Origin of the sequence: Amycolatopsis sp. w19 (assembly GCF_051373225.1) — a bacterium.
Classification (GTDB): domain Bacteria; phylum Actinomycetota; class Actinomycetes; order Mycobacteriales; family Pseudonocardiaceae; genus Amycolatopsis; species Amycolatopsis japonica.
This window is the reverse complement of sequence record NZ_JBPQFM010000028.1, coordinates 25,188-40,325: the sequence shown is the minus strand read 5'-3', so window position 1 is coordinate 40,325 and position 15,138 is coordinate 25,188. Positions and strand designations below refer to the sequence as shown.

General features: G+C 68.1%; 14 protein-coding genes. 4 read left to right on the top strand and 10 right to left on the bottom strand.

Going from position 1 to position 15,138, the window contains the following annotated elements:
- Nucleotides 1-52 precede the first annotated feature (52 nt).
- The 6 genes from ptsP to ACSMFO_RS35635 form a co-directional block, all read right to left on the bottom strand.
- Nucleotides 53-1,687 (bottom strand): phosphoenolpyruvate--protein phosphotransferase, encoded by a 1,635-nt coding sequence (gene ptsP / locus ACSMFO_RS35660; RefSeq protein ID WP_038521977.1) that lies wholly within the window; start codon nt 1,685-1,687, stop codon nt 53-55.
- A gap of 68 nt (nt 1,688-1,755) precedes the next feature.
- Entirely contained in the window at nt 1,756-2,616 is an 861-nt protein-coding gene (locus tag ACSMFO_RS35655; protein ID WP_038521980.1) for a ribokinase, read from the bottom strand.
- Between the two features lie 462 nt (nt 2,617-3,078).
- Nucleotides 3,079-4,191, bottom strand: coding sequence for a DUF6346 domain-containing protein (locus ACSMFO_RS35650; protein WP_436462017.1), 1,113 nt, complete (start codon nt 4,189-4,191; stop codon nt 3,079-3,081).
- 36 nt (nt 4,192-4,227) lie between these two features.
- The gene (locus tag ACSMFO_RS35645; protein WP_436462016.1) at nt 4,228-5,322 is read right to left on the bottom strand and encodes a WXG100 family type VII secretion target; all 1,095 of its coding nucleotides are present in this window, start codon (nt 5,320-5,322) and stop codon (nt 4,228-4,230) included.
- Nucleotides 5,315-5,656, bottom strand: coding sequence for a hypothetical protein (locus ACSMFO_RS35640; RefSeq protein ID WP_436462015.1), 342 nt, complete (start codon nt 5,654-5,656; stop codon nt 5,315-5,317). The genes ACSMFO_RS35645 and ACSMFO_RS35640 overlap by 8 nt, the downstream gene beginning before the upstream one ends.
- Nucleotides 5,657-5,680: 24 nt before the next feature.
- Nucleotides 5,681-6,229 carry a YbaB/EbfC family nucleoid-associated protein gene (locus ACSMFO_RS35635; protein ID WP_378411006.1) on the bottom strand — a complete coding sequence of 183 codons (549 nt, stop codon included), beginning with the start codon at nt 6,227-6,229 and terminating at the stop codon, nt 5,681-5,683.
- Between the two features lie 190 nt (nt 6,230-6,419).
- Between ACSMFO_RS35635 and ACSMFO_RS35630 the strand changes: the two genes are divergently transcribed.
- Both ACSMFO_RS35630 and ACSMFO_RS35625 read left to right on the top strand, forming a co-directional pair.
- Nucleotides 6,420-6,812, top strand: a complete 393-nt coding sequence (locus ACSMFO_RS35630) for a hypothetical protein (RefSeq protein WP_436462014.1) — start codon at nt 6,420-6,422, stop codon at nt 6,810-6,812.
- A gap of 17 nt (nt 6,813-6,829) precedes the next feature.
- Nucleotides 6,830-7,549 (top strand): TetR/AcrR family transcriptional regulator, encoded by a 720-nt coding sequence (locus ACSMFO_RS35625; RefSeq protein ID WP_037334062.1) that lies wholly within the window; start codon nt 6,830-6,832, stop codon nt 7,547-7,549.
- Here the strand turns inward: ACSMFO_RS35625 and ACSMFO_RS35620 are convergent, their stop codons facing one another.
- The 3 genes from ACSMFO_RS35620 to ACSMFO_RS35610 form a co-directional block, all read right to left on the bottom strand.
- Nucleotides 7,550-8,287: an SDR family oxidoreductase gene (locus ACSMFO_RS35620; RefSeq protein ID WP_436462013.1), complete on the bottom strand. Its 738-nt coding sequence runs from the start codon at nt 8,285-8,287 to the stop codon at nt 7,550-7,552. It lies immediately after the preceding gene.
- Nucleotides 8,288-8,376: 89 nt separating this feature from the next.
- Nucleotides 8,377-11,223: a leucine--tRNA ligase gene (leuS, locus tag ACSMFO_RS35615; RefSeq protein ID WP_436462012.1), complete on the bottom strand. Its 2,847-nt coding sequence runs from the start codon at nt 11,221-11,223 to the stop codon at nt 8,377-8,379.
- A 170-nt stretch (nt 11,224-11,393) separates the two neighbouring features.
- A complete protein-coding gene (locus ACSMFO_RS35610) occupies nt 11,394-12,545 on the bottom strand; it encodes an esterase-like activity of phytase family protein (RefSeq protein ID WP_436462011.1) in 1,152 nt (383 codons plus the stop codon).
- Between the two features lie 65 nt (nt 12,546-12,610).
- Here ACSMFO_RS35610 and ACSMFO_RS35605 point away from each other — a divergent pair, with 65 nt between their 5' ends.
- Complete coding sequence (locus ACSMFO_RS35605) at nt 12,611-13,033, top strand: SdpI family protein (protein ID WP_073845925.1); 423 nt, start codon at nt 12,611-12,613, stop codon at nt 13,031-13,033.
- Here the strand turns inward: ACSMFO_RS35605 and ACSMFO_RS35600 are convergent.
- Nucleotides 13,030-13,611 (bottom strand): YqgE/AlgH family protein, encoded by a 582-nt coding sequence (locus ACSMFO_RS35600; protein WP_007032276.1) that lies wholly within the window; start codon nt 13,609-13,611, stop codon nt 13,030-13,032. The genes ACSMFO_RS35605 and ACSMFO_RS35600 overlap by 4 nt on opposite strands.
- A gap of 208 nt (nt 13,612-13,819) precedes the next feature.
- Here ACSMFO_RS35600 and ACSMFO_RS35595 point away from each other — a divergent pair, with 208 nt between their 5' ends.
- Nucleotides 13,820-15,082, top strand: a complete 1,263-nt coding sequence (locus tag ACSMFO_RS35595; protein WP_436462010.1) for an MFS transporter — start codon at nt 13,820-13,822, stop codon at nt 15,080-15,082.
- The last annotated feature ends 56 nt before the right edge of the window (nt 15,083-15,138 follow it).

Below are 15,138 nucleotides of genomic sequence, written 5' to 3'. Positions count from 1 at the left end.
GAACCGGATTTCGACATGCCCCCCGATCTTTTCGGGGAGCGGGGGACCTTTGCTACCGCTTGGCGGCGGCCTGCCTCGCGGACACCGGGTCCGACGTGGCGAGGACCGCGTCGGCCAGTGCCTCGCATTCGGCCAGCGTCGTGGCCGCCAGGCTCGCGCCGACCGCGCGCACGGCGGGCGCGTTCATCGAGAGGCTGGTCAGGCCGAGCCCGGCCAGCACCAGCGCGAGCCTCGGATCGGCGGCGGCCTCACCGCAGACGCCGGCGGGCTTGCCGGTGTCCTTCGCGGCCTGGCCGATCACCTTGAGCAGGCGCAGCAGACCGGGCTGCCACGGGTCGTTGAGCTTGGCGACCGCGCCGAGCTGGCGATCCGCGGCGAAGGTGTACTGCGCGAGGTCGTTGGTGCCGACGGAGACGAAGTCGACCGCGTCGAGGATCTCGCGGGCGGTCAGCGCGGCGGCCGGGATCTCGATCATCACCCCCGCACGGGCGATTCCGGCGGCTCGGACGCGCTCGGCGAACCAGGCGGCCTCGGCGGCGGTGGCGACCATCGGGGCCATCACCGAAACCTCGGCGCCGGAGTCCTGCGCGGCACCCGCGATGGCCTCGAGCTGGCGGTCGAGGATCTCGGGACGGTCGAAAGCGACGCGAAGGCCGCGTACGCCGAGCGCCGGGTTGGGCTCGTCCTCGGGCTCCAGGAACGCGAGGGGTTTGTCCGCGCCCGCGTCGAGGGTGCGGACGATGACCGGCTTGCCGCGGAACGGCGTGAGCACGGCGGTGTAGGCCTTGCGCTGCTCTTCGACGCTCGGCTCGGAAGAGGCGTCGAGGTAGCAGAACTCCGTGCGGAAGAGGCCGACGCCTTCCGCGCCCGCCTCGGCGGCGGCCTGGGCGTCGGTGGCGGAACCGACGTTGCCGAGCACCTTCACCCGGTGGCCGTCGGAGGTCGCGCCGGTGCCGTCCCACTCGATCGCGCCGGACTTGACGGCCGTGACGACCTCGGCGTCCGGGTCCGCGACCTCGACGACGCCGGTGTCACCGTCCACCGCAAGCGCTTGCGCGTCGAGCGCGAGGAGCCCGCGGACCGCGACGACGGCGGGAATGCCGAGCGCGCGGGCGAGGATCGCGGTGTGGCTGGTGGGGCCGCCCTCTTCGGTGACGAGCGCGAGCACTTTGTCCGGGTCGAGACCGGCGGTGTCGGCGGGCGCGAGATCGCGGGCGACGAGCACGCTCGGCGAGGCGAGGTCGGGAACGCCGGGAGGCGCGATGCCGAGCAGTTCGGCGATGAGCCTGTCGCGCACGTCGAGGACGTCGCGAGCCCGCTCGGCCATGTAGCCGCCGGCGGCGGCGAGCGCGTCGGCGAACTTCCCCGCCGCCTGGTGCACCGCGCGCGGCGCGGGCAGATGCTGGTCCTTGACCAGCTGCTCCGCCGAGGAGACGAGCGCCGGATCGGCCGCCATCGCCGCGGTGGTGATGAGGATCGTCGCGGCCTCACCGGTCGCCGTCTCGGCGAGCTTCTCGAGCCTGCCGGCCACGATCTGCGCGGCCGGGGCGATCCGGGCGGCCTCGGCGGCGGGATCGGCCGGTGCCGGCGTGCTCGCGGGTTCACCGAGCGGTTCGGCGACCCGGACGACAGGACCGCTCGCGCGGCCGGGACTGACAGCGACCCCGGACAGTGACTCAGACGGCATGGTCTAGACCATATCTCATAGGCGGCGTGAGCTGGCTCATAGCCATCAGCAGAACACAGAAGAGGACATCATTCCAGTTCGGACGCCGTCGGATACGAGGGCTGCGCACCCTGGCGGGTCACGGTGATCGCCGCCACCTTCACCGCCTTGCGTGCCGCGTCGACCAATTCCTCGCCCTTCGCGAGCGACGTGGCGAGCGCCCCCGCGAAAGCGTCACCGGCGCCCGTCGTGTCGACGGCCTCGACCTTCGGCGACGGCACCTCCGTCACCCCGTCGGCCGTCACCACAGCCGCCCCCTTCGCGCCGAGCGTCACGACCGCGGCCTTCGGACCGAGATCGAGCAGCTTGGGGAAATCCGCCTCGCCACCGAGCAGGAACGCGGCCTCGTGCTCGTTGACCAGAAGGACGTCCAGCCCCTGCAGCGTCTTCGCGGAAAGCTCGGCGGCGGGCGACAGATTCAGCAGCGTCTTCACGTGGTGATCGACGGCTTTCGCGACGGCATGCTCGACGGTTTCGAGCGGGATCTCCAGCGAGAGCACCACGATCTCGGCGCCGTCGAGGTCGACGTCCTCGGGCCGCAAAGCGGAATTGGCGCCGGGTGAGACGAGGATCGAGTTCTCGCCGTCCGGCGTGACCGTGATGTACGCGATCCCCGTCGGGCGCTCACTCGTGCGCAGCGAGCCGGTGTCCACCCCGGACTCGGCGAGCGACCGCTTGAGCAACTCGCCGTACGGGTCGTCGCCGACCGCGCCGAGCAACGCGACGTCCGCCCCGAGCCTGGCCGCGGCGACCGCGGTGTTGGCGCCCTTGCCACCCGGCGACAAGATCGTGTCGCCACCGAGTACGGTTTCGCCACCACCGGGTCGCCGATCGACCGGGACGACGAGATCGGCATTGGCGGACCCGATGACCAGCACCTGAGAAGTCATGGAAGAGACGATGCCATGACCAGCGGTTGTCCGGGCGTGCCCCTTCTCCAGACGAAGATGTGAAGAACTTTGTAACTTTCTCGGCGCGTAGTGCGACAATCAGGCGAGCAGCGGAACGCCGTCACTCTTTCGGAGGATAACCTTCCCCCGGGCGTCACTTCGGCGATCACGCCCGCTCTTGAGATGCGTTGCCGCTTCCAAGCGGTGACGTTGCCCCGATCCCGGCTTCCGTCGGGAAGAGGGCATCGGGTCGCCGGCGTCGATCACGTAGCCCCCCGAGTGATCGGCGCCGGCGGCGCCCCGGCTTCGCCATCCTGTGTTGGTCAACACCTTGAATACAGTGCGGCGACGCGCGCAAGGAACTGGCCTGGTCTTCCCGTTCCGGATTGGTATCGGCAGGAAGAGGTTGGCAGCGATCACGCGGGCAACTGGTCGGGTTCCCCGGGCTAGCCGCTTTCCGTCCTACTGCCGTTTGGTCCGGCGGAACCGATCAACGAGTCCGAACAGGCCGAAGCCCCAACGCCGGATCTCACGCCGAGGCCACCGGGTGAGACCAGGACGATGCTTTTCGATCAGGTCCGAGAACGTCGTGGCCGCCGCCCGACGCGCGCCGGGTGACAACTCGTACCCGAAGCTTGTCCCCACCCCGCGAAAGTACGTCCGAATCCAGCCGTGAAGCCCATCCCGTTTCGAAGGAACGGGAACGAGCAGGACCGAAACGACATCCCGGAACCGCATGGCGCGAGGCTGATCGAAGACGATCCGCTCCAGTATCGACCAAGCCAACAGGGTCCCCCGACCATCACTGGTCACCACCCTCAGCCCCTCGGCCTCGACCAAGAACGTCACTTCTTTCAGCGGTTCTCTTCTTCTCAGGCTGTAGTAAACGATCGTCGCACCGATGACGAAAATCGCTCCAGCGACGAGGTAGGCCGGGTCCCAGACGCCGGAGACCCGTCCCACGAAGACCAGCCAGCCGGTGAAGATCCCCACAACCGCCAGGATCAACCCCAGACCGGCTCCTACCTTCCCCCAGCTCGGGTTGGCCTCGTGCGCCTCATGATGCCTGACCGGCAGGTCCACCGATGCCGTCGCCGCTTCCGCGGCACTCTCCTCCTGGCCTTCCTTCTTGAACTCGTGATAGACAGAGCCGGCCACGACTACGGCGATGAACATCAAGATGAAGAGATAGGCACCGAAAACGTAGTCCAGGAACCAATATGGATGAGCGCCATTGCGTTTCCAGTTTCCGTCATCGTCGATGACGGAAACTGGTTTTCCTTGATCGCCCGGTGTGAGTTCCCCTTCGAACTCGATACCGGTCCGCGTTCCAGCCTCTGTGACGACGTCCGCCGTGCAAACCCAGTAGTAGCCGACGCCGCCAAGGCCGATCGGACCGCGAGTAACGCATGCGGTCACTGAGGCAGTGCCGTCCCTGCCCTCGTCCGACCAACTGGACAAACTGGCCGGAGCCGAAGCGAGCCGATGGACCGTGAGAGCCGGGAGCACCGCCAGCCCCAAGGCCAGGATGAGTACTGCGAACGAGGCGGACAGCCCCTTGGCGGTTGAGCTCAAATTCGCCTCACAGGCCTTCGCTGAACAGCGTCGCCATTACAGCGACCCCGAGATCCTCTGGCCACCCTGCTGTCCGAAGATGGGTTTTTCCTCTTGCCTCACCTCAGATGACGCCGGAGCGGCGCCCTTACCGACAACCCCGGATTTGTTCGGGTCGATCGTGGTCTTCTCCTCATCTTCCTTCTCATCGTCCGCGCTTTCACTGTTCTCAGTCGAGGCACCATAATCCAGCGCGCCCTTGGCCACCTCTTTGACAGCGGCCTTACCGACTCCGCCCAACGTGTCCAGGCCCGCGTGCATCGCGACGCCACCGACGTGGCTGACGACGTCGGCCACGTACTTGCCTCCGTCTTTCGCCCACTTCTTCACCAAGTCGACAAATACGACGTCCAATTTCTTCAGAAGTGCGATGGCGTTGGCGAAAGCTCGTTGAAGCTTCTGCACCCACGTCAGCGATTCTCCCGCCTTCTTGATGGCGAATGGAACTCCCTCGGCCGCGAGGGCCGCGGGGTACCCGGGCGGGGGGTAGCGCATAAGAATGAATATGATCTTCGCCAAGGTATCCGTGATGAGGTCACGGATCACCGTCCGGACGACATCGAGGATGATCTTGCAGACCTCGACGACGGCGCCGGCGTCACGTGCGGCGTCGGACAATGCCCGGTACGAATGCAACTGTTCCTGAACGTATTCCAGGTAACGGTCGGCCACCGCACCGGTCCAGTCAACGGTGTTCTTCCGAACCTCGGCCGTCAGCTGCTCAGCCGTCTCCTGGACCTTCTTACTGATGGCCGTCCATTTTTGGGCCTCGAGATCAAGCGCGTCCTGATTGCCGGTGAGCCAGTCGAGAGGCTCCTTCAGGAAGTCGACGTGCTCGATCACCCAGCCCAGTCCCCAGCTCAAGAGAGTCTCGAGCGGATTCCCGCCACTGGCGATCAACGACGCTGCGTCGAATCCCGCCGAACCCAGGCTCAGCAGGCCTTCGGTCCAGTCACCTTGAGCCAGCTTCTCGATCCCGCCGTAGGTGTCCTGAATTGCACCCGCACCTTCGAGGAAGCTATCGACAGGCCTCTTCTCGGAATCGGTCTCCTCCTTGGCGTCATGGAGGATGCTGTTCTCTCCGTCAGCCATGTCGCACCTGCCCCGAGCGGTTGATCAGCTCAATCGCCGACGCCTCGTCGACCCGACGGGCCTGGGCCCACTTTCGTACTGTCGTGACGTGATGCTCGCCCGCATCGACAGCACTCTTAAGCGCCTCTGCTGCCTTGTCAGCGGTGCTGCTGCACCAGACGTCAAGGGCGACGAGTTGCCCGATCAAACCGAAGTCGCCTGCCTGGATCCGGCTTTGCTGATCAGCCGCCAATGCGGTTTGAATGGTTTCCAGCGTGGTCGCGACCTGCTTGGCGTGTTCGTCGATCTGGTCCGGATTTACATTGAAGCCCTGGTCACCTTGTGGCTGCCCCATGGTTTCCCTCCCTCAAGAACCCGCTCAGCGCAGGAAGTCGCCGCCGGTGAAGTAGTCGTCCTCGTGGTCCGTCTGCTGCCGGCGCGCGGCGCGCGGCGGCGCGGGCGGGGCCGGGGGTGCGGGCGGCTTCGGGGCGGGAGGGGGCGGAGGCGCGTCGAGTTCGTCTTCGGCGACGAAGCGGTCGTCCTCGTCCGCCTCCTGGTGACCGCCCTCGACGTAGCCCGTCGGTTCGGGTTCCGGGTACTCGTTGTGCAGCTGGTTGACCAGCTCGTTCATCGTTTCGGTGCCCGCGATGGACGGCACGCCGGTCTGCATCGCGGCCGCGAGTTTGCTCTGCGCGCTCTGGACGACGCGGAGGATCTCCTGCGCGAGCGCGGGGTTGTCCCGCACGGACGGGCCGATCTCCAGACCCACCAGGTTCCCCGCGTGGTTGACCTTGACCGAGATCTGGCCGTCTTTGCTGCGTTCGGACACCGAGACGCCCTCGATCTCGGTGCGCATCTGATTGGCCTTCCGCTGGGCGTCGGCCAGCTTGGCCTCGAAATCAGCGAAGAGCTGCTCAGGGTTCGACACGCGAACCTCCCCTGTTCACGTCGTAGCCGTTCGGCGACCGAGTGTGGCATACCCGTCTGACATCGGGGAACGTTTGGCGGACATCCGCACCCCGGTCGTGTGGATCACCACAGCGACCTCCGGTTTTCCCTACCGGATCCGACGGCTTACCTCATGTTCCCGCAGGTCAGCGGGCCCTAGCGTGGCCGGTATGACGATTTCGGACTGGAAACGCGCGGTCTACGCGCTTCTCGTGCTGCCGGGGTATCTCGGCGGCGCGAAGGCCCAGCGTGGACTGACGCGGCGCTGGCTCGGGCACGAGAGTGGGTCCCGGCCGCGGTTCGTGGCGGCGTTCGGTCCGAGCGCGGCCGCGTTCCTGCTCGCTTTGCCGCTGTTCTACCTCGTCGGGCGCATCGCGACCTACGGGCTCTTCTGGACCGGCAGCGATCCCGAGGGCACGTGGGGCGGGCCGACGCTGGCAGGGGCGTGGATCGTGCACTTCCTCATCGCGGCCGGGATGGCCATCCCGATCTTCCTTGCGCTCCGGCCGCTCACGCGGCTCCAGTCCCGGCTTCTGGGTTCTTCCCCGGTAAGGGCGCACTGACCACCTAGAATGCCCGGATGACGAACACCGGCCGCAGGGGTCGCGAGCGGGCCGCGACCGATCAGGACATCCGCCGGACGGCGCGGGCGCTCCTGGTCGAGCAGGGGCCGGAGGCCGTGACCCTGCGGGCGATCGCGCGCGAGCTCGGCATCACGGCACCGGCGTTGTACCGCTACTACGGTTCCCGCGACGATCTGGTCGAGCATCTGCGCGCGGATGTCGTCGCGGATCTGGCGGCCGGGCTCGCCGAGGACATCGCGCAGCTGCCGGATGAGGGCGCGCTGCAGCTTTTCGCCATCTGCAAGGGATTCCGGCGGTGGGCGCTCACGCACACGAAGGAGTTCACGCTGGTTTTCGCGTCGCCGGCCGGCGACGACACGTTGAGCAGGCTGGACGAGCCGTTCGGGCGGATCTTCCTCGCGGCGGCGGGGCGCGTGCTCGCGATGCACGATCTGGTGACGCCGTCGAACGACGTGGTCCCGGCCGAGCTGCGCGACGATCTCACGTCGTTCCAAGAGGAACTGCTCGCCGTGCTGAAGGAGTCCGGGGCGACGTTCCCGCTCGAAAAGCTCGACCTCGGCGTGACGTACCTGATGATCCAGTTCTGGGCCCGGCTCTACGGGCACGTCACGCTCGAGGTCTTCGGCAACTACCCGATCCCGTTCTCGAAACCGGACGTCCTCTTCGACGCGATGCTGGCCGATCTCGCGCGCGAGATCGGCCTGTCCACCGAGTAGCTAGGCCGCGTGCCCACCGTCGACCGAGACGGTCGCGGCGGTCACGTACTTGCTTTCCGGCCGTGCCAGGAACGACACGGTGGCGGCGACCTCCGACGGCGAACCGTAGCGGTCGAACACCGTCAGGCTCCGCTGGTCGGCGGCGTACGGGCCGTCGGCCGGGTTCATGTCGGTGTCGGTCGGGCCGGGGTGGACGATGTTCACGGTGATGCCGCGCGGCCCCAGTTCCCTGGCCAGGCCCTTGGTCAGGCCCAGCAGCGCGGTCTTGCTCACCGCGTACAGCGACATCCCGGGACCGGGCACGCGGTCCGAGACGCAGCTGCCGATGGTGATCACGCGGCCGCCGTCGCCGAGGTGCCGGGCCGCGGCCTGGGTGGCCACGTAGACACCGCGGACGTTGACCGCGAGCACGCGGTCGATGTCCTCCAGGCTCGTCTGGTCGAGCGGGCCGACGAAGCCGACGCCGCCGTTGTTGACCAGCACGTCGAGCCTGCCGAATTCGGCGACCGCCGTGTCGACCGCGGAGACCACGGCCGCGGCGTCGGCGCTGTCGGCCTGGATCGCCAGCGCACGACGGCCGAGCGCCTTGATCTTGTCCACGACACCGGCCGCGAGTTCGGCGTTGTTCTGGTAGGTGAGCGCGACGTCGGCGCCGTCCTCGGCGAGCCGGATCGCCGTGGCGGCACCGATCCCGCGGCTGCCGCCGGTCACCAAAGCCACCTTGCCGTCGAGGGTCATGCGGTGTTCTCCGTTCGATTTCGTTGTCCTTGAACAACTCCATCGAATCGCCTCATGACCCTCGACGCTGGCGCCTTTCGGCCACGGCGTTACAGCACGATGTTGACCAATCGCCCCGGCACGACGATCACCTTGCGCGGGGTGCCGTCGCCGACCAGCGCGGCGACCTTCTCGTCGGCCAGCGCGGCCGCCTGCACGGCGTCCTTGCCCGCGTCGGCGGGCACGGTGACGCGGGAACGCACCTTGCCGTTGACCTGGATCGGGTACTCCACCGAATCCTCGACCAGGTACTTCTCGTCGACGACCGGGAACGGCCCGTGCACCAGGGAATCCGCGTGCCCCAGCCGCTTCCACAGCTCCTCGGCCAGATGCGGGGCCAGCGGCGCCAGCATCAGCACCAGCGGCTCCACCAGCTCGCGCGGAGTCGCCTCGGCACCGCCGTAGACCTTGGTGACGTGGTTGTTCAGCTCGATCAGCTTCGCGCCGGCCGTGTTGAACCGCAGTTCCGCGTAGTCCTCGCGGACCCCGGCGATCGCCTTGTGCAGCTGCTTGCGGTCGACATCCGTGGCGTCCACTGTGGACACACGCAGCTCGCCGGTCTCTTCATCGACGACCAGGCGCCACAGGCGCTGCAGGAAGCGCTGCGCGCCGACGACGTCCTTGGTCGCCCACGGCCGCGAGACGTCCAGCGGGCCCATCGACATCTCGTAGAAGCGGAAGGTGTCGGCGCCGTAGTCGGCGGCCATCTGGTCAGGCGTCACGACATTCTTCAGGCTCTTGCCCATTTTGCCGTATTCCTGCTTGACCTCTTCTTCGCCGAAGAAGAACTTGCCGTCCCGCTCCACGACCTGATCGGCCTGGACGTGCACACCGCGGGCATCCGTGTACGCGTACGCCTGCACGTAACCCTGGTTGAACAGCTTCCGGTACGGCTCCTTGGACGACACGTGGCCCAGGTCGAACAGCACCTTGTGCCAGAACCGCGAGTACAGCAGGTGCAGCACGGCGTGCTCGACACCGCCGACGTACAGGTCCGTGCCGCCGGGGTCGTCGACGCCGTGTTCGGCAGGCCGCGGGCCGACCCAGTACGCCTCGTTCTCCGGCGCGACGAACACGTCCGGGTTCGTCGGGTCCAGGTATCGCAGCTGGTACCAGCAGGAACCCGCCCAGTTCGGCATGGTGTTGATGTCGCGGCGGTAGGTCTTCTTGCCCTCACCCAGGTCCAGTTCGACCTCGACCCAGTCGGTGGCGCGCGCCAGCGGCGAGGACGGGGTGCTGTCCTTGTCCTCCGGGTCGAACGTCACCGGCGAGTAGTCGGCGACCTCGGGCAGTTCGACCGGCAGCATGCGTTCCGGCAGCGCGTGGACGTGGCCGTCCTCGTCGTAGACCACCGGGAACGGCTCGCCCCAGTAGCGCTGACGCGAGAACAGCCAGTCGCGCAGCTTGTACTGGACGGTGCCGCGGCCGTGCTCGTTCTCCTCCAGCCAGCCGATCATCGTCTTCTTGGCCTCGTCGACGCCCATGCCGTCCAGGAAGCCCGAGTTGATCGCGGGCCCGTCGCCGGTGAACGCCTTGCCGTCGAAGCCTTCCGTCGGCTGGACCGTACGGATGATCTCCAGGCCGAACTTCTCGGCGAACTCCCAGTCGCGGGTGTCCTGGCCGGGGACGGCCATGATCGCGCCGGTGCCGTAGCCCATCAGGACGTAGTCGGCGACGAAGACCGGGATCTCCTTGCCGTCGGCCGGATTCACCGCGTAGGAGCCGGTGAAGACGCCGGTCTTCTCCTTGTTCTCCTGACGGTCCAATTCGGACTTCCGCGAAGCCGCGGCGCGGTACTCGGCGATGGCTTCCGCCGGGGTGGCGGCGTCGCCGGTCCAGCTCGCGTCGACGCCTTCCGGCCACGTGGCGGCGGTCAGTTCGTCGACCAGCGGGTGCTCGGGCGCGACCACCAGGTACGTGGCGCCGAACAGGGTGTCCGGGCGGGTGGTGAAGACCTCGATCTTCTTGTCGCCGGAATCGAACGAGACCCGCGCGCCGTGCGAGCGGCCGATCCAGTTGCGCTGCATGGACTTGACCTTCTCCGGCCAGTCCAGCAGGTCCAGGTCGTCGACCAGGCGATCGGCGTACGCGGTGATCCGCATCATCCACTGCCGCAGATTGCGCCGGAACACCGGGAAGTTGCCGCGTTCACTGCGGCCGTCCGCGGTGACCTCTTCGTTCGACAGCACCGTGCCCAGACCGGGGCACCAGTTCACCGGCGCCTCGGAGAAGTAGACCAGCCGGTGCGTGTCGATGATCTCCAGCTGCTCGGCGCGGGTCAGCTCGCACCAGTTGCGGCCGTCGGGCGTGCGGCGCTTGTCCTGCGCGTACTCGGTCTCCAGCTCGACGATGGGCCGGGCCTTACCCGCCTTCTCGTCGTAGTACGAGTTGAAGATCTGCAGGAAGATCCACTGGGTCCATTTGTAGTAGTCCGGATCGATCGTCGAAATCCGGCGACGCTCGTCGTGACCCAGTCCCAGGCGCCGGATCTGGCGCAGGTAGGTCTCCATGTTCTCTTCGGTCGTCTTGCGCGGGTGCTGCCCGGTCTGCACCGCGTACTGCTCGGCGGGCAGGCCGAAGGCGTCGAAGCCCATCGTGTGCAGCACGTTGCGGCCGATCATGCGGTGATACCGCGCGAAGACGTCGGTCGCGATGAAGCCCAGCGGGTGCCCGACGTGCAGGCCGGAGCCCGACGGATACGGGAACATGTCCTGGACGAACAGCTTGTCCGACGGGACCTCACCGCTCTCGTCCGCGAGCGGGCCCACCGGGTTCGGTGCGTGGTAAGTGCCGTGGTCGGACCAGTAGTCCTGCCAACGCTGCTCGATCTGGCCCGCCAGCTCCGCGGTGTAGCGGTGCTGAGGGGCCGCGTCGGCGCCTTCGCTCGCCTGGTTCATCGCCGAAATCCTCCGTGCTCATCCACGTCAAGCCACTCCAGAAACAACTCGACCCCTCAGCCCGGAGGGCATGAGGGGTCGCCGCGCTGGTCCCGGCCGTTCGACCGAGTTCAGCGCGGCAGGCTAAGGAGCAGCCGAGCCGTGTTCATGGGTCCAGTTTAACGCCCAGGTCAAAGGCGTTCCGAGGGGACCGCCAGAGCGATGAACTGGGTCACCTGGGTCGCGGAGAAGTTGTTGTCACTGACCAGGACCAGGCTCCGCTCCCCGTTCGGGAGGCGCGGGCCCCAGGTCATGCCCTCGACGTTGTCCACCGTGGACAGTTCGAAGTCCGCCAGGTCCGCCAACAGGCGCTTCTTGACCGGCTTGACCTTCGTCGCATCGGCGAGGGAGGGCGTTTTGAGGACGTTCGTGGCGCCCTTGGTGTCGATTTCGTAGATGCGGATCTTGTTGCCGACGCCGGTGACGAACGACCGCTCCATCACCAGGTAGCGCGTCGGATCGGCCTGGTCGACGGCCAGCAGCGACGAGATGCCGGTGGTCGCGAACGCGCCGGGCGGGTTCGGCGACGCGAAGACCTTCTCCTGCGGGTACGCGTACTGCGCGAGGACCGGCCCGAACCGCGACTGGACGGTGATCCGCGAAAGGGCGCCCGACGTGGTGTTCGGCTCCGGGCCGTCCTGGAGCAGCGGGCCTTCGACCGAGCTGGCGACCAGCGACCCGAAGCCCGCGAAGGTGAGGCCTTCGAGGGCGAGGTTCTGCCGCGGCCCCGCCGTCTCGGTCATCTTCTCGTTGGCGGGAATCGGCAGGTCACGGGTGTAGGAGCCGTCGCGCTCCGCCTCGCGGATCGACGGGTCGATCCGGGCCGCGGCCGACCGCTCGCCCTCCTGCGACCAGACGTACCGGCCGGTCCAGGGGTCGACGCGCAGCTCTTCGGGGTCGATGGTCTGCATGTTCGGCGGCTGCGCGGGGTCGTTCTTCGCGAGCGGCGGGTACGGCGTGCCGTCGGGACGCAGGAGCGGCTTGGTGCCGGTGAAGGTCACCGGGCCGAGGCCCTTGGCGTCGAGGGAGAACTTCGCCGTGTAAAACCGCGCCGGGTTGATGGCGGAGCGGTCGTCGCAGATCAGCGCGTACTCGCCGGTGCGGGGGTCGTAGTCGATGCTGGACAGGCCGCCGACGACGGTGCCCTCGTAGGGCAGGGCGTTCGGGACGAGCTGTTCCCCGATCAGGCGAAGCGGACGGTGACCCGCTTCGGCGGCCGGTGCGGCCATCAGGGTGAGGGGAACGGCCCCGATCAGGGCGGTGGCAAGAACTCGGCGTGACATGGCCTGTAGCACAGTCGATCAGGGTATCCGGCAGGTTGCCGGGACGTCACGCTTATCCTCGTGGAGTGTTCGTCATAGCGCTGGTCCCGATCGTGCTGGGTGTCCTCGTCGGCTGGGGTGGGTTCCTCGGCCTGCGCGAGAAGCTGCCGCGTGACCGCGGCGCCGGCGTGCGCACCGCCGCCACGATGCGCAGCGAAGAGGCCTTCCGGCTCGGCAACAAGGTCGCCGGAGTCCCGACGCTGGCCGGCGGCGTGATCGCCGTGCTCGCGGGGATCGCCGCGCTGGTCATGCCGACGACGTTCGGGCTGCTGCTCGCCTCGTTCGTGGGTGTGGCCGGGATGGTCGCGCTGGTCGCGGCCGGGGGAGTGCTCGGCAACCGCGCCGCCGCGACGGTGCCGGAGCCCGAACCGGAGCGGCCCGCCGGCTGCAGCGGCTGTGCCTGTGGCACCTGCGGCGTCTTCAAGAAGGCCGACACCGCCACCGCCTAATTGCGCTGGAGGTCTCCCGGGTGGGTGGCCAGCAGCGCCAGCGGGATGCCCTGACGCCGCAGCACCTGGCCCCACAGGTCGTGGTGCGGCGAGGCGAGGACGTCACTGGGCAGCGCCGGGACGATCACCCAGTCGTCGCGTTCGATCTCGTTCGCCAGCTGGCCGGAATCCCAGCCCGCGTACCCGGCGAACACCCGCACACCGCGGACCTTCGGCACCAGGATCTCGGGATCGGTGTCGAGGTCGACCAACGCGACCGGGCCCCGGACGGCGATCACGCCCGGCACGCTCGACGCCGTCTCACCGGTCCGCAACGCGGCCAGGCACAACGCGGTCTTCTTCTCGACCGGACCGCCGACGAACACCGACTGCGGCTCGGCGACGTGCCCGCCCCAGTTGGGGAGCACGTCGTACACCGGCACGTCACTCGGCCGGTTGAGCACGACGCCGAGCGTTCCCTCGTCCCGGTGATCGATGACGAACACGACGGTTCGCCGGAAGTTGGGATCGAACATCGTGGGGGCGGCGACCAGGAGCGTTCCCGGTTCGACCTCGGCGTCCGCTGGCACGTCCGCCATGATCCCACTTCGAGCGGGGACAAATCGTCCGGCTCTGGGAACAACAGCATCACGAGCACCGTTGGACACAACGGTCGGTGCGCTTTCCGTGTCCCCCGGGCTCACTGAAGAACCGCCTTTGTGGAATACCGTCCGGCTGGAGCCACACTGCGCATAGCCGCCGAGAGGCGACCTCAAAGCGCATCGGCCACCTTTATAGGCTGCTCCCGTGACGACCACCGCCACGGCGCCCACCAGGGCGTTCGTCCGCGACCGTGACTTCCTCCGACTGCTGTTCACGCGGTTTTCCGCGCACTGGGGCAACGGCATGTACCAGGCCGGACTGGCCGGTGCCGTCCTCTTCAACCCCGAACGCGCCGCCGACGCGCTCGCCATGGCGGGCGGATTCGCGGCGCTGCTGCTGCCGTACTCGATCGTCGGCCCGTTCGCGGGCGCGCTGCTCGACCGCTGGGACCGCCGGAAGGTCCTGATCTTCGCGAGCCTTCTGCGGTCGGCCACCATCCTGGCGACGGCCGTCGCCGTGGGCACGGGTGTGGCCGGGATCGGGCTCTTCTCCCTCGCGCTGGCATCCGAAGGCATCTCACGGTTCATCGGCTCGGGTCTGTCCGCGTCGCTTCCGCATGTCGTCGAAGAGAAGTCCGTGGTCGCCGCGAACGCCTTCGCGGCCACCTGGGGTTCGGTGCTCGCCGTCGTCGGGGGCGGCTGCGCGATCGGCCTCCGGGCGCTGACCGGCGCGGACGACGCCGGTTCCGCCTGGGTCACCGCCGTCGCCGCGCTGGGCGGGATCGGCGCCGCCGTCCTAGCCGCCGGATTCGCGCGCGGACTGCTCGGGCCGTCGACGGTCGACGAGCCGTCGAACCCGGCCCTCGCCGTCGCCCGCGGCCTGGCCGATGGCGCGAAGGCGGCCTGGCGCACGCCCAGCGTCACGGCCGGGTTCGTCGCGCTGTTCGCCCATCGCGCGTCGTACGGGATCTCGCTGCTGGTGACGGTGCTGCTGATGCGCGACCACTTCGCCGCCGGGATGACGGGGCTGGGCGAGATGGCGGCGTTCGCCGGTGCAGGGATCCTCGTCGCCGGGCTGCTGACCGCCTGGCTGATCAAGCGGTTCGGCAGGGTTCGCGTCGTGGTGGGGGCATTGGTCCTGGCGGCGGCCGCGCAGTCCGCGCTCGGCCTGCCGATGACGATCCCCACCGCGTTGCTCGCGGCGTTCCTGGTGACCGGCGCCGGACAGGTGCTGAAACTCTGCGTCGATTCCTCGGTGCAACTCGACGTCGCCGACGAAGCGAGGGGGCGGGTCTTCGCGCTCTACGACACGCTCTTCAACATCACCCAGGTCGTCGCGGTCTCATTGGCCGCGACGGTGATCCCGGCCGACGGACGCTCGCCGGGGCTGCTCGTCACGGCGACCGTCCTCTACGTGGCGGGAGCCGCCGGTCATCTGCTCGCCGTGCGAAAACACCAGATCCGGTGATATGGCGCGGGCGTTGGCATTAGGGTGACGCTTACCGACACCGGGTGGCGTATGCC